Source organism: Klebsiella quasipneumoniae subsp. quasipneumoniae, from assembly GCF_020525925.1.
Lineage (GTDB): Bacteria > Pseudomonadota > Gammaproteobacteria > Enterobacterales > Enterobacteriaceae > Klebsiella > Klebsiella quasipneumoniae.
This window is the reverse complement of sequence record NZ_CP084876.1, coordinates 4,373,753-4,387,783: the sequence shown is the minus strand read 5'-3', so window position 1 is coordinate 4,387,783 and position 14,031 is coordinate 4,373,753. Positions and strand designations below refer to the sequence as shown.

Here is a 14,031-nt window from a genome sequence, read left to right as displayed (position 1 = left end):
TGCGCTGGCCGCGCCACTACAGCGCAAACGTCAGTCAGGCGGGTTAATGACGTGTCATGACACGAGAAGAGATATTTAATGACCATTGCTCTGGAAATAAAACAGCTCAAAAAAACCTACCCCGGCGGGGTTCAGGCGCTGCGGGGAATTGACCTGCAGGTTGAAGCGGGGGATTTCTATGCCCTGCTGGGCCCGAACGGGGCGGGAAAATCCACGACGATCGGCATCATCAGCTCGCTGGTGAACAAAACCTCCGGTCAGGTCAATGTCTTTGGCTACGATCTGGAGAAAGACGTCGTCAACGCCAAGCGCCAGCTTGGCCTGGTGCCGCAGGAGTTTAACTTTAACCCGTTCGAGACCGTGCAGCAGATCGTCGTTAACCAGGCGGGCTACTACGGCGTTGAGCGTAAAGAAGCCATCGCCCGCAGCGAAAAGTACTTAAAACAGCTCGATCTGTGGGAAAAACGCAGCGAACGCGCGCGGATGCTCTCCGGGGGGATGAAGCGCCGCCTGATGATCGCTCGCGCGTTGATGCATGAGCCGAAGCTGCTGATCCTCGACGAGCCGACCGCCGGCGTCGATATCGAACTACGCCGCTCGATGTGGGGTTTCCTCAAGGATCTCAACGATCGTGGAACCACCATTATTCTGACCACCCACTATCTGGAAGAGGCCGAAATGCTGTGCCGCAACATCGGCATCATCCAGCACGGTACGCTGGTGGAAAACACCTCGATGAAAGCGCTGCTGTCGAAGCTGAAATCAGAGACCTTTATTCTCGACCTCGCGCCAAAAAGCCCGGTGCCGAAGCTCGAGGGCTACCAGTATCAGCTGGTCGATACCTCGACGCTGGAAGTGGAGGTCCTGCGCGAGCAGGGGATTAACAGCGTTTTCGCGCAGCTGAGCGCCCAGGGGGTGCAAGTACTGAGTATGCGTAACAAAGCCAACCGTCTGGAAGAGCTGTTTGTCACCCTGGTGCATGAGCGAAAAGGAGAGTCAGCATGATGCAGCTTTATTGGGTCGCGCTGAAAAGCATCTGGACCAAAGAGATCCACCGTTTTATGCGCATCTGGGTGCAGACGCTGGTGCCGCCGGTGATCACCATGACCCTGTACTTCGTGATTTTCGGCAACCTGATCGGGTCGCGCATCGGCGAGATGCATGGCTTTACCTACATGCAGTTTATCGTGCCGGGCCTGATCATGATGGCGGTGATCACCAACGCTTACGCCAACGTCGCCTCGTCGTTCTTCAGCGCCAAGTTTCAGCGCAACATTGAGGAGCTGCTGGTGGCGCCGGTGCCGACGCACGTGATTATCGCCGGCTACGTGGGCGGCGGGGTGGCGCGCGGGCTGTGCGTGGGTATCCTGGTGACCGCGGTGTCGCTGTTCTTTGTGCCGTTCCAGGTTCACTCCTGGCTGTTTGTCGCCCTGACGCTGCTCCTCACCGCGGTGCTGTTCTCGCTGGCCGGACTGCTGAACGCGGTGTTTGCCAAGACCTTCGATGACATCAGCCTGATCCCGACCTTTGTGTTGACGCCGCTGACCTATCTCGGCGGGGTGTTCTACTCGCTGACCCTGCTGCCGCCGTTCTGGCAGGGGCTGTCGCATCTGAACCCCATCGTCTACATGATCAGCGGCTTCCGCTTCGGCTTCCTCGGTATCAACGATGTGCCGCTGGTGACCACCTTTGCGGTGCTGGTGGTCTTCATCGTCGCCTTCTATCTCCTCTGCTGGTCGTTAATCCAGCGCGGTCGCGGCCTGCGTAGCTGATACTCATCACGGTTAGCGCTTCCGGACGCCAATACGCGAAGCGCTAACCGCTTATCTTTGACCCCCATCACCGATACGCCATCTTCCCCTTGCTACATTGTTGGCTGGCTAAGGAGGGAAGCATGCTTGGTTGGGTCATTACCTGCCACGATGAGCTGGCGCAGGAGATGCTGGATCGTCTTGAACAAAAATTTGGTCCGCTGGCCCAGTGCCGGGCGGTCAATTACTGGCGCAATCTCAGCAGCAATATGTTGAGCCGGATGATGTGCGATGCGCTGCATGCCACCGACTCCGGGGACGGGGTCATTTTCCTAACCGACAGAACCGGCGCGGCGCCTTATCGGGCCGCGGCGCTGATGAGTCACAAACATACCCACTGCGAAGTGATCTCCGGCGTCAGCTATTCATTACTTGAGCGAATGTATCTGCTGCGGGACACGTTAAGCAGCGAGGCGTTTCGCCAGGCTATCGTCAGCGCGGGCGGACCGATGGTGAGCAGCCTGTGGCATCAGCAGCAGAAGAATCCCCCGTTCCGGTTGCGTCATGATACCTTTGGAAATTAAGCAGCGGGACAGATGCCGCTTTTGTTACAATAACCGCCGTTGATGGTTTACCGGTTCGATGCGCATGCTTGTCCGATTTTTTACTCTGCTTCTTTTACTGACCTCACTCAGCGCCTCCGCCAGTCTGCTTAGTCAGCAGGGCAAACCTGTGCGCTATATGCAAACCACCGAAGACGCGGTGATCTGGGCGCAGGTAGGGAACCATGTGGTCAGCGTGGGCAATGTGCGTGCCGGGCAGATCCTCGCGGTTGTCCCGACGGCGGCTGATTACTATGAGTTTCGCTTCGGCTTCGGCACCGGGTTTATTGACAAGGGCCATCTGGAGCCAGTGCAGGGTAAGCAGCGGGTGGAGGACCGTCTGGGGGATCTCAATAAGCCGCTGAGTAACCAGAATTTACTCACCTGGAAAGATACACCGCTCTATGACGCTCCCTCAGTGAGCAGCGCGCCGTTCGGCACGCTGGCCAATAATCTGCGCTATCCGATCCTCAGCAAGCTGAAAGACCGCCTCAATCAGACCTGGTTTCAGATCCGCATTGGCGATCGGCTGGCGTGGGTCAGCAGTCTGGATGCGCAGGAGGATAACGGGATCCCCGTGCTGACCTATCACCATATTCTGCGTGACGAAGAGAACACCCGTTTCCGCCATACCTCGACCACCACCTCGGTACGCGCCTTCAATAACCAGATGACCTGGCTGCGGGATCAGGGGTATACCACGCTGACCCTGTATCAGCTGGAAGGCTACGTGCGCAATAAAATTAACCTTCCGGCGCGGGCAGTCGCCATTACCTTCGATGACGGTTTGAAATCGGTAAACCGCTACGCCTATCCGGTGTTGAAACAGTATGGCTTCCACGCCACCGCTTTTATTATCTCTTCGCGCATCAAGCGTCATCCGCAGCAATGGGATCCGAAATCGCTGCAGTTCATGAGCATTTCTGAGCTCCGGCAGATCCAGGACGTCTTTGACATTCAGTCGCATACCCACTTCCTGCACCGGGTGGACGCCGGCCGGCGGCCGATCTTATTCAGCCGCAATTACCATAATATTCTGTTTGATTTTGCCCGTTCGCGTCGGGCGCTGAGCCAGTTTAATCCACATGTGCTCTACCTTTCCTATCCCTTCGGCGGCTATAACGCCACGGCGGTGCAGGCGGCGAATGACGCCGGGTTTCATATGGCGGTGACGACAGTGCGTGGGAAGGTGAAGCCGGGGGACAATCCGTTTCTGCTAAAGCGGTTATATATCTTACGCACGGATTCGCTGGAGACGATGTCGCGGCTGATCAGTAACCAGCCGCAGGGGTAAACTTCGGCGCTGCGCCTGAGCGCAGCGTCGTGGTCATCAGGCGACCTGCACCGGAATCGCTTTCGCCTGGCGCTTCATTTCGTTGTCGCCTTCGAAGTAGGCGATGTTGGGCTGCCAGCGGCGCGCCTCTTCGTCAGACATGGTGACGAAGCTGGCGATGATCAGGATATCGCCGACGCTGGCGCAGTGCGCGGCGGCGCCGTTAACGGAGATGATTCTGGAACCCCGCTCGGCGGCAATGGCGTAGGTGGAGAAACGGTTACCGTTGGTGACGTTCCAGAGGTGAATGGTTTCATTCTCCAGAATACCGGCCGCATCCAGGAAATCCTGGTCAATGGCGCAGGAACCTTCATAGTGCAGGTCAGCCTGCGTCACTTTTACGCGGTGGAGCTTGCCCTGCAGCATATTACGCATCATAACTTCTACCCTTCAACCTTAATGTAGCAGAGCGGACACGACGTCCGCCCTGAGAAAAGCCCGGGCAAGTATTGCCCGATTTTTACCCGCTGTCTACTGACCGAGCGTGACGATCTGGTTGTCGATCAGGCGGGCCTGACCGAGCCAGGCGGCCATCAGGATCACCGCGCGCTGGCTGGCTTCGGTCAGCTCAAGCAGGGTGTCGGCATCGCGGATCTGAATGTCGTCGGCACGGAAACCTTTCTCGTTCAGCTCCTGCTCGGCGATAGCGATGATCTCGTCGAGCTGACGGTCGCCGGCGGCCAGTTTTTCCGCCACCGCGCTCAGCACTTTATACAGACCGGGGGCGATTTTGCGCTGGTCGGCGGTCAGATAGCCGTTACGCGAGCTCAACGCCAGGCCATCCTTCGCGCGGACGATCGGCACGCCGATAATATCGATATCGTAGCCCATGTCGGCAACCATCTTGCGGATCAGCGCCAGCTGCTGGAAGTCTTTCTCGCCAAAGCAGGCGACGTCTGGCTGAACCAGGTTGAACAGCTTACTGACGATGGTCGACACGCCGCGAAAATGGCCCGGACGGCTGGCGCCTTCCAGCATAGTGGACAGGCCGGGGACGTCGACGTAGGTCTGGCCTTCGGTGCCCTGCGGGTAGACTTCCGCCGGCGTCGGCGCGAAGACAAAGTCGACATGACGCTTGTTCAGCTTTTCGCAATCATCCTGCAGGGTGCGCGGGTAGCGCGCCAGGTCATCGGCGCGGTCAAACTGCATCGGATTGACGAAAATACTGACCACCACCACGTCCGCGCTGGCTTTGGCTTCATCAACCAGCTTCATATGACCATCATGCAGGTTGCCCATCGTCGGGACCAGCGCGATACGCTTGCCTTCCTGACGCAGACGGCGGATATGCTGACGCAGCAGCAGCACGGATTCTATAATCAGCACAACAAGACTCCTTAATGGAAACTGTGTTCTTCGCCCGGATAGACCCCGGATTCGACTTCGGCAATATACTGCCGCACCGCGGCGCGGATGTCGCCCGCCTCGGCAAGGAAATTCTTGGCAAATTTCGGAATGTGGCCGCCGGTAATGCCGAAAGCGTCATGCATCACCAGGATCTGCCCATCGGTGACGTTGCCCGCGCCGATGCCGATCACCGGAATGGTCAGGGCTTCGGTGATGCGTTTCGCCAGGGCGACCGGGACGCACTCCAGCACCAGCAGCTGCGCGCCTGCCGCTTCCAGCGCTAACGCGTCTTCAAACAGGGTCTGCGCCGCATCGCCGCGGCCCTGCACTTTATAGCCCCCGAATACGTTCACCGACTGCGGCGTCAGGCCGAGGTGGCCGCAAACCGGTACCGCGCGTTCCGCCAGCATCCTCACGGTCTCGGCCAGCCAGGCGCCGCCTTCGAGTTTGACCATATTGGCGCCGGCGCGCATCACGATGGCGGCATTTTCGAAGGTCTGCTCCGGCGTGGCGTAGGCCATAAACGGCAGGTCGGCGAGCAGCAGGCTGTTCGGCGCGCCGCGGCGGACGGCGCGGGTGTGATAGGCGATATCTTCCACGGTGACCGGCAGGGTGGAGTCGTGACCCTGCACCGTCATTCCCAGCGAGTCGCCCACCAGCAGCACATTAATGCCTTCATCGGCGAACAGCTTCGCGAAGCTATGGTCGTAGGCGGTAATGGTGGCAAAGCGCTTCTTTTCCTGTTTGCATTTTTGCAGCAGGGCAATGGTGGTCGGTTTCATAACATTTCCTGATGATGAAAGTCATATTAACCGGCATTCTAACAGCAGCATTTAGAGGGGCAATGATTTTGGGCAACCGATTACGACGATCGCCGTAAATGCTAAAAAAGGAGAGGGAATTACCAGATAGCGGGCTTTGCCGCGCCGAGATCATCCAGTACGGTACGCAGCGCAGGGCCGTCAGGAAAGCGGAGGTCCGGGGCGATCTCGAACAGCGGCCAGAGCATAAAGCCGCGATTTTTCATATCGTAGTGCGGAACGGTCAGACGCTCGCTGTTAATGACCGCATCGCCAAACAGCATAATATCGAGATCGAGGGTGCGCGGCCCCCAGCGTTCGGCTTTGCGCACCCGACCCTGCTGCAGCTCAATGCGCTGGGTGTGATCGAGCAGCGCCTCGGGGGCCAGCGTGGTTTCCAGCGCGACGGCGGCGTTGAGATAGTCCGGCTGATCCTGCGGGCCCAGCGGCGGCGTGCGGTAGAACGAAGAGACGTTCACCACGCGGCTGTAAGGTATTTCGCCCAGGGCGCGGATGGCCGCCTGCACCTGCGCCAGTGGCGAAGCGAGGTTACTGCCGAGGGCGATATAGACCAGGGTCATGCGTTACCCTGGCGCGGCGCGCGCTTGCGCGGACGGCGGTGGCGACGGCGCGGCGCCGGATCGTCCCCGAGGTCGTTGAGCATATCTTTTTGCGCCGGCGGCGCGGCGACCTGGAATTCGCCCCACCATTTGGTCAGACGCTGCAGTTCGCCGTTGTTTTCAGCGCCGGCGCGTAGCTCCAGCAGATCGTAGGCGGCGCGGAATTTCGGATGCTCCATCAGCTTCCAGGCGCGTTTGCCCTGGCGACGGGACATGCGCAGCTGCAGCTGCCAGATATCGCGGATCAGGGTGGTGATGCGCTTAGGGATCGCCAGCGTACGGCAGGCTTCGTCCAGTACGTCGTTCATCGCCAGCGCGAAGGCGTCATAGTACGCCAGACCGCTCTCCTGAGCGATTTTTTGCGCCGTTTCCAGCAGCGGATACCAGAACATCACCGAGAAGAGGAAGGCCGGATTGACGCGCATGTCGTTATGAATGCGGGTGTCGGTGTTCTTCAGCACCTGGTTGATGATCCGCTCCATCGGGCTATCGCCGCGCTCGGTAAAGTAGCGGGTGATGGTCGGGAACAGCGGCTGGAACAGGTTGTATTCCCGCAGCAGCAGGTAGGTCTGATAGCCATGCCCGGCCTGCAGCAGCTTGAGCACTTCTTCGAACAGGCGCGCCGGCGGCACGTCGTGGAGCAGGGCGGCCAGCCGCGGCAGCGGTTCGGCCGTTTCCGGGCTGATGGTCATATCCAGCTTGGCGGCGAAGCGCACCGCGCGCAGCATGCGTACCGGATCCTCGCGATAGCGGGTTTCCGGATTGCCGATCAGGCGGATCACGCCGTCCTGCAGATCCTTCATGCCGCCGACGTAGTCGCGCACGGTAAAGTCCGCCACGCTGTAATAGAGGCTGTTAATGGTGAAGTCGCGACGCTGGGCGTCCTCTTCGATCGAGCCGAAGATGTTATCGCGCAGCAGCATGCCGTTCTGGCCCCGCTGGGAGGTGACGCGATCGGTAGTGTGTCCTTCGTGATGGCCACGGAAGGTAGCGACCTCAATGATTTCCGGCCCGAACATCACGTGCGCGAGGCGGAAACGGCGCCCGACCAGACGGCAGTTGCGGAACAGCTTACGCACCTGATCCGGCGTGGCGTTGGTCGTGACGTCAAAATCTTTTGGCTTTTTGCCAAGCAGCAGGTCGCGGACGCCGCCGCCGACCAGCCAGGACTCGTAGCCCGCCTTGTTGAGGCGGTACATGACCTTGAGGGCGTTTTCACTGATATCTTTGCGGGAAATAGCATGCTGCTCACGCGGGATCACCGTCATAGGCGTTGGTTCGACGGCGGCTTCTGCCTCGCGCTCCTCACGGCTTAGCACCTTACGGCAAAAATTAGCGACTCGGGTAAAAATGGTGCACCTCGTAGTGTCAGACGGACTTCAGATCAACTGTACAGTGTAAAAATAGCGGCTAATCATAGCTCAGCGGGAGCCATTTGAGAATGCTCGATTTTCGCGGGCTGCCAGTTGGCGACGGCCTGGGCGAGTAAATCATCGACGCTCAGGGCCTGCCACTCCCCGGCGATCTCCTGATTCAGAAAGCGGAGCGCGCGGACGATTTCGGGGCGCGGATCGCCTTCCGGCAGCGCCGGCGCGTGGTTTTGTTTAGAGAGCTTATTGCCGTCGGCATTGAGGGCCAGCGGCAGATGGAGGTAGTCCGGCGCCTGCCAGCCAAAATGCTGATACAGCGAAATCTGCCGCACCGTCGGCTCAATCAAATCGGCGCCGCGGACGATCTCGGTGATCCCCTGAAAGTGATCATCCACCACCACCGCCAGGTTGTAGGCAAACAGCCCGTCGCGACGGTGGATAATAAAATCTTCACGCGCCAGCGGCTCGTTGGCGACCAGCGTGCCGCGCAGGCGGTCGGTGAACTGCAGAACCGGACGGGTCTGGCGCAGACGCAGCGCGGCGTTTTCCGCCCCCAGGCCAAGGTCGCGGCAGTGACCATCGTAGATCCCGCCTACGGCGTGGATCCGCGCGCGGGTGCAGGTGCAGTAATAGCTCAGCCCTTGCTCACCCAGCCAGGACAGCGCCTCGCGGTAGGCTTCGTGCCGTTGCGACTGCCAGAGCACCTCGCCGTCCCAGTGCAGACCGTAGTGGTCGAGCTGGCGCAGGATGGTGTCGGCGGCCCCGGGGACTTCGCGCGGCGGGTCGATATCTTCAATACGAACGCGCCAGATACCCTGGTTCGCGCGGGCTTGCAGGTAGCTGCCGAGCGCGGCGATCAGAGAGCCGAAGTGGAGTTCGCCGGAGGGGGAGGGAGCAAAGCGCCCTATATAGCGTGAGTCAGTCATGATACGGACAACAGAACCAGGCGGGAGAGACTCCCGCCAGAGAGTGAGGCAGCAGGGGATTAGCCCGCCATCTGTTTTTCGCGAATTTCCGCCAGGGTTTTGCAGTCAATGCACAGATCCGCTGTCGGACGCGCTTCCAGACGGCGAATGCCGATCTCCACGCCGCAGGATTCGCAGTAGCCGAAGTCTTCGTCTTCAACTTTTTTCAGCGTTTTCTCGATCTTTTTGATCAGTTTACGTTCGCGGTCGCGGTTACGCAGCTCCAGGCTGAACTCTTCTTCCTGGGCGGCACGGTCTACCGGGTCCGGGAAGTTAGCAGCTTCATCCTGCATGTGCGATACGGTGCGATCCACTTCATCCCTGAGTTGATTACGCCATGCTTCAAGAATACGCTTGAAGTGCGCCAGCTGGGCTTCGTTCATATACTCTTCGCCCGGTTTCTCTTGGTACGGCTCCACCCCAGCGATGGCGAGAATACTCAGGGACGATGTTTTACGGTTTTGCCCTTCTTGCATGTTGCTTCTCCTTAACACGCACTATCGATCCCCATGTGGGGGAAAATCAGGCCGCTATAAATAGCAGATGCTTTTCCGGATAGCAATTATCTAAACGTTACACTTGACAACCCTGTGAAGAAAAGCGTATTCGCGCTTGCGACCCGAACACTATTTAGCCACTTATTTACCGGGGTTTAACACCACGGCGATCGGCTTATTCAGAGTCATCCTCGTCGTAGAAAGTTCCGCTTTCCAGGCGAGAATTTCCACCCCCTTGTCGCGGGCTTCTGTTAACAGCTGTGCGTATCTGGCATCAATATGATGCGCGGGAGAGAAACGGTCAATTGCCGAATGCAGGACGGCAAATAAAATCACCGCGCGGTCGCCATTTGCCGCGACGGCCATCAGCTCCCGCAGGTGCTTCTGACCGCGCGTGGTCACCGCATCGGGAAAATAACCGTATTCTTTCTCCGCCAACGTAACCGATTTCACTTCAATATAGCAGTTTTGGCGATCATCTGCCTGTAACATAATATCGATACGGCTATTCTCTGCGCCGTATTTCACTTCGCTTTTCAGCTGGTTATAGCCTGAAAGTTCAGGGATTATTCCGGCGGAAATCGCCTCTTTCGCCAGCGTATTCGCGCGCAGCGTATTGACGCAAATAACGGCGCCCTGCTGCGTTTCAGTTAATTCCCAGGTGTGGGCATATTTGCGCTTCACATTGTCAGAGGTGGAATACCAGACGGTGTCGCCCGGGGCGGCGCAGCCGGTCATCGCCCCGGTATTCGGGCAGTGGAGCGTCAGCTCGCGGCCATCGGGGGTCACCACGTCGGCAAGAAATCGTTTGTAACGTTTAAGCAAAATGGCGGGCTGCAACGGCGGATCAAACTGCATCAACTTTCCTTATCAAACGGATAATGTTCCAGCGCCGTGTAGCGCGTGCGCCCCCGGCTAAAGCTGGATTCATAGAGCACGAACTCGTTCACCGGAAACGTCCAGCGAAAGCCGGGCGGCGGGATCGGCACCGCCTGGCGGGCGTCGCGCCACAGGGTAATATGCGGATGAAACGGCTGCGGACTCTGATAGCAGCCGCTGCGCGCCGCCTGAGCGCGCAGCATGCTGGCGAGCTGCAGCAGGCCGCGCGGCGGCTGACGGGTCCCGAGCCAGACCACCCGCGAGCGCAGCCACTGTCCGGCATCGTCCAGCGTCAGGGTAAAGCCCGGCGGCTGGAGGCGGCCGGCGAGGGCGGTCAGCGCCCGCTGTTTTTCCGCGCTCACCTCGCCGAGAAACGCCAGCGTGAGGTGAAGGTTATCCGCCGCGACGGGCCTGCCGGCATCCTCCGGGAAGTGCGTTGCCCGCCACTGGACAATCTGTTTGCGGATGGCAGGCGGCAGTTCAATCGCAAAAAACAGCCTTTTCGGCTCAGACATGATAGAGACTCGGTAATGAATTAGGGGGATGCTACAATGCGAGCCCCTGAATGTTAACCCCCGGAGCCTTTTGTGTCCTCATTGCCGGTTGCCGCCGTCCTCCCAGAATTGTTATCCGCCCTGCAGCATGCGCCGCAGGTTTTGCTCAACGCGCCGACCGGCGCCGGGAAGTCGACCTGGCTGCCGCTGCAGATCCTTGCCGAGGGCAACATCACGGGACGAATTATCCTGCTGGAGCCGAGGCGTCTGGCGGCGCGCAATGTCGCGCAGCGGCTGGCTGAACTGCTCGGCGAAAAGCCGGGGGAGACCGTGGGTTACCGCATGCGCGCCGAAACCTGCGTCGGACCGCAGACCCGCCTGGAGGTGGTCACGGAGGGGATCTTGACGCGCATGATCCAGCGCGATCCCGAGCTGACGGGCGTGGGGCTGGTGATCCTCGATGAGTTTCACGAGCGCAGCCTGCAGGCGGATCTGGCGCTGGCCCTGCTGCTTGATGTCCAGCAGGGGTTACGTGACGATCTCAAACTGCTGATTATGTCGGCGACCCTCGATAACGAGCGCCTGCAGCGTCTGCTGCCGGAGGCGCCGGTGGTGGTCTCGGAGGGGCGCGCTTATCCGGTGGAGCGTCGCTTCAGCCCGCTCTCCGCGCACCAGCGTTTTGATGAGGCGGTGGCGGTAGCGGCGGCGGAGCTCCTGCGGCATGAACAGGGGTCGATGCTGCTGTTTCTGCCCGGCGTCGGCGAGATCCAGCGCGTTCTCGACCAGCTGACGGAGCGCGTGGCGGAGGATGTCATCCTCTGTCCGCTGTATGGCGCGCTGCCCCTGAGCGAGCAGCGCAAAGCGATCCTCCCGGCGCCGGCCGGGAAGCGCAAAGTGGTGCTGGCCACCAACATTGCCGAGACCAGTTTGACCATCGAGGGCATCCGCCTGGTGGTCGACAGCGCCCAGGAGCGGGTTGCCCGCTTTGACCCGCGCACCGGCCTGACCCGGCTGGTGACGCAGCGCATCAGCCAGGCATCGATGACGCAGCGCGCCGGACGCGCCGGTCGTCTCTCCCCGGGGATCTGCCTGCATTTGCTTGGCAAAGAACAGGCCGAACGAGCGGCGGCGCAGAGCGAACCAGAGATCCTGCACAGCGATCTGTCGGCGCTGTTGCTGGAGCTGCTGCAGTGGGGGTGCCACGATCCGGCCGCGCTGGCCTGGCTGGATCAGCCGCCGGCGGTGAACCTGGCCGCCGCGCGCCGCCTGCTGGAGGCGCTCTCGGCGCTGGACGGCGAGCGGCTGTCGGCGTTTGGCCGCAAAATGGCGACCCTCGGCAACGAGCCCCGGCTGGCGGCGATGCTGGCCGCTGCGCAGACCGATGACGAGGTGGCGACGGCGGCCAGGCTGGCGGCGATCCTCGAGGAGCCGCCGCGCGGCGGGCTGGTGGATTTGGCCGCCGTCTTTTCCCGTCAGCAGGCCAACTGGCAACAGCGGGCGCAGCAGCTGATGAAGCGTCTGGCCTGCCGCAGCGGCCAGCCCGACGCCGGACGAATGGCCGCGCTACTGGCGTCGGCCTTCGCCGACCGCATCGCCCGTCGCCGCGGTCAGGAGGGGCGCTATCAGCTGGCGAACGGCATGGGCGCGATGCTTGACGCCGACGACGCGCTGGGCCGTCATGAGTGGCTGATCGCCCCGCTGCTGCTGCAGGGCAGCGCCTCGCCGGATGCCCGCATGCTGCTGGCTCTGCCGGTGGATATCGGCGAGCTGATCGCCGCCCGTCCCGAGCTGGCGCAGCGTTCCGACACGGTGGAGTGGGATGAAGCGCAGGGGACGCTGAAAGCCTGGCGGCGGACCGTGACGGGCCAATTGGTGATCAAGACCCAGCCGCTGGCGAAGCCATCTGAGGCGGAGCTGCATCAGGCGATGCTCAACGGTATTCGTGAGAAAGGCCTTGCGGTGCTCAACTGGACGCCAGAGGCCGAGCAGCTGCGACTGCGGCTGCAGTGTGCGGCGCAGTGGCTGCCGGAAGAGGCATGGCCCGCGGTGGATGACGCTTCGCTGCTGGCCTCGCTGGAGGCATGGCTGCTGCCGCAGATGAACGGCGTTCACTCGCTGCGGGCGCTGAAGGCGTTGGATCTGCGTCAGGCGCTACAGGACTGGCTGCCGTGGCCGCTGCGCCAGAAGCTGGATCGCGAGCTGCCGACGCACTATACCGTGCCGACCGGCAGCCGTCTGGCGATTCGATACCATGCGGAGAACCCGCCGGCGCTGGCGGTGCGTATGCAGGAGATGTTCGGCGAGGCCACGACGCCGGTTATCGCCGAGGGGCGGGTGCCGCTGGTGCTGGAGCTGCTGTCGCCCGCCCAGCGTCCTCTGCAGATCACTCGCGATCTCAGCGCCTTCTGGCAGGGAAGCTACCGCGAGGTGCAAAAAGAGATGAAGGGACGTTATCCGAAACACGTCTGGCCGGACGATCCGGCCAACGCCGCCCCGACCCGGCGCAGCAAAAAATATTCGTAGCCCCAGGCGCCGGGCGGCATTCTGCCCGGCCAGGCGAACCACTCACGCTAGACCATCTGCTGCCAGAGAAAAACGCCCCCTCCCGCCAGCGCCAGCCAGGGGCCGAAGGCCAGCGGCTGCTGCAGCGACTGCCGGGTCCACAGGCGTTGCAGCAGGGTCCACGCCAGCCCGCTGGCCGAGGCGAGCAACAGCACCTGCGGCAGAGCCTGCCAGCCGCACCAGGCGCCCAGCGCCGCCAGCAGCTTAAAATCGCCATAGCCCAGGGCCTCTTTGCCGGTCAGCAGGCGGAACAGCCAGTAGACCGACCACAGCGCCAGATAACCGGCCATCGCCCCGGCGACCGCGTCCGGCAGCGCAATGTACACCTCGTTAAGATTAAACAGCAGTCCGGCCCACAGCAGGGGCAGGGTCAGGCGATCGGGCAGCAGCTGGGTCCGGGCGTCAATCCGCGCCAGTATCAGCAGGAAGGAGAGCAGCACCAGGCCGCCCGCCAGCGCCAGGCCCGGCGCGAGCAGCGCCCCGGAGAGGATAAACAGCAGGCCGGTGGCCAGCTCGGTCAGCGGATAGCTCCACGAGATGCGCGCCTGACAGCAGCGGGCGCGACGGCCTAGCCAGAGGAAGCTGAGCAGCGGGATATTGTCCCGCCAGGCTATCGGCTGGCGACACTGCGGGCAGGATGAGCCCGGCGTGCTGAGGGTTATCGGCTCGTCGTCCGCGGTTTGGGTCAGCATGCGCGGCAGACGGTAGATCACCACGTTGTAAAAGCTGCCCAGCGCCAGGCCGAACAGCAGCAGGAAACCATACCAGACAAGGGGAAAATGCAGCGATAATGCGGCTAATGTCGTCATTT

The 14,031-nt window shown here is 61.2% G+C and carries 15 protein-coding genes; 5 read left to right on the top strand and 10 right to left on the bottom strand.

What is annotated here, in order from left to right:
• Nucleotides 1-78 precede the first annotated feature (78 nt).
• The 4 genes from LGM20_RS21165 (at nt 79) to LGM20_RS21150 (ending at nt 3,647) form a co-directional block, all read left to right on the top strand.
• Entirely contained in the window at nt 79-1,005 is a 927-nt protein-coding gene (locus LGM20_RS21165) for an ABC transporter ATP-binding protein (protein WP_044521051.1), read from the top strand.
• Nucleotides 1,002-1,772 carry an ABC transporter permease gene (locus LGM20_RS21160; RefSeq protein ID WP_004204389.1) on the top strand — a complete coding sequence of 257 codons (771 nt, stop codon included), beginning with the start codon at nt 1,002-1,004 and terminating at the stop codon, nt 1,770-1,772. Before LGM20_RS21165 ends, LGM20_RS21160 begins: the two co-directional genes overlap by 4 nt.
• A 122-nt stretch (nt 1,773-1,894) precedes the next feature.
• On the top strand, nt 1,895-2,335 hold the full coding sequence (locus tag LGM20_RS21155; protein WP_023292007.1) for a PTS sugar transporter subunit IIA: 441 nt from the start codon (nt 1,895-1,897) through the stop codon (nt 2,333-2,335).
• 58 nt (nt 2,336-2,393) lie between these two features.
• Complete coding sequence (locus LGM20_RS21150) at nt 2,394-3,647, top strand: polysaccharide deacetylase family protein (protein WP_023292008.1); 1,254 nt, start codon at nt 2,394-2,396, stop codon at nt 3,645-3,647.
• A 36-nt stretch (nt 3,648-3,683) separates the two neighbouring features.
• Here LGM20_RS21150 and panD read toward each other — a convergent pair whose 3' ends face one another.
• From panD to thpR, 9 genes are all read right to left on the bottom strand, one after another.
• A complete protein-coding gene (gene panD / locus LGM20_RS21145) occupies nt 3,684-4,064 on the bottom strand; it encodes an aspartate 1-decarboxylase (protein ID WP_004204397.1) in 381 nt (126 codons plus the stop codon).
• A gap of 93 nt (nt 4,065-4,157) precedes the next feature.
• Nucleotides 4,158-5,012: a pantoate--beta-alanine ligase gene (gene panC, locus LGM20_RS21140; protein WP_023292009.1), complete on the bottom strand. Its 855-nt coding sequence runs from the start codon at nt 5,010-5,012 to the stop codon at nt 4,158-4,160.
• An 11-nt stretch (nt 5,013-5,023) separates the two neighbouring features.
• Entirely contained in the window at nt 5,024-5,815 is a 792-nt protein-coding gene (panB, locus tag LGM20_RS21135; protein WP_023292010.1) for a 3-methyl-2-oxobutanoate hydroxymethyltransferase, read from the bottom strand.
• 119 nt (nt 5,816-5,934) lie between these two features.
• A complete protein-coding gene (gene folK / locus LGM20_RS21130) occupies nt 5,935-6,414 on the bottom strand; it encodes a 2-amino-4-hydroxy-6-hydroxymethyldihydropteridine diphosphokinase (RefSeq protein ID WP_023292011.1) in 480 nt (159 codons plus the stop codon).
• On the bottom strand, nt 6,411-7,805 hold the full coding sequence (gene pcnB / locus LGM20_RS21125) for a polynucleotide adenylyltransferase PcnB (RefSeq protein WP_071787251.1): 1,395 nt from the start codon (nt 7,803-7,805) through the stop codon (nt 6,411-6,413). Before pcnB ends, folK begins: the two co-directional genes overlap by 4 nt.
• Before the next feature lie 62 nt (nt 7,806-7,867).
• Nucleotides 7,868-8,749, bottom strand: coding sequence for a tRNA glutamyl-Q(34) synthetase GluQRS (gluQRS, locus tag LGM20_RS21120; RefSeq protein WP_044521054.1), 882 nt, complete (start codon nt 8,747-8,749; stop codon nt 7,868-7,870).
• A gap of 59 nt (nt 8,750-8,808) precedes the next feature.
• Nucleotides 8,809-9,264, bottom strand: coding sequence for an RNA polymerase-binding protein DksA (gene dksA / locus LGM20_RS21115; RefSeq protein ID WP_002888845.1), 456 nt, complete (start codon nt 9,262-9,264; stop codon nt 8,809-8,811).
• A 162-nt stretch (nt 9,265-9,426) separates the two neighbouring features.
• The gene (gene sfsA / locus LGM20_RS21110) at nt 9,427-10,143 is read right to left on the bottom strand and encodes a DNA/RNA nuclease SfsA (protein WP_023292014.1); all 717 of its coding nucleotides are present in this window, start codon (nt 10,141-10,143) and stop codon (nt 9,427-9,429) included.
• Complete coding sequence (gene thpR / locus LGM20_RS21105) at nt 10,143-10,679, bottom strand: RNA 2',3'-cyclic phosphodiesterase (RefSeq protein WP_023292015.1); 537 nt, start codon at nt 10,677-10,679, stop codon at nt 10,143-10,145. The genes sfsA and thpR overlap by 1 nt, the downstream gene beginning before the upstream one ends.
• 72 nt (nt 10,680-10,751) lie before the next feature.
• Between thpR and hrpB the strand changes: the two genes are divergently transcribed.
• The gene (hrpB, locus tag LGM20_RS21100) at nt 10,752-13,181 is read left to right on the top strand and encodes an ATP-dependent helicase HrpB (protein WP_044521056.1); all 2,430 of its coding nucleotides are present in this window, start codon (nt 10,752-10,754) and stop codon (nt 13,179-13,181) included.
• Between the two features lie 47 nt (nt 13,182-13,228).
• On the opposite strand, the gene LGM20_RS21095 is transcribed toward hrpB, so the two are convergent.
• Entirely contained in the window at nt 13,229-14,029 is an 801-nt protein-coding gene (locus tag LGM20_RS21095) for a prepilin peptidase (RefSeq protein ID WP_044521058.1), read from the bottom strand.
• Nucleotides 14,030-14,031: the final 2 nt, after the last annotated feature.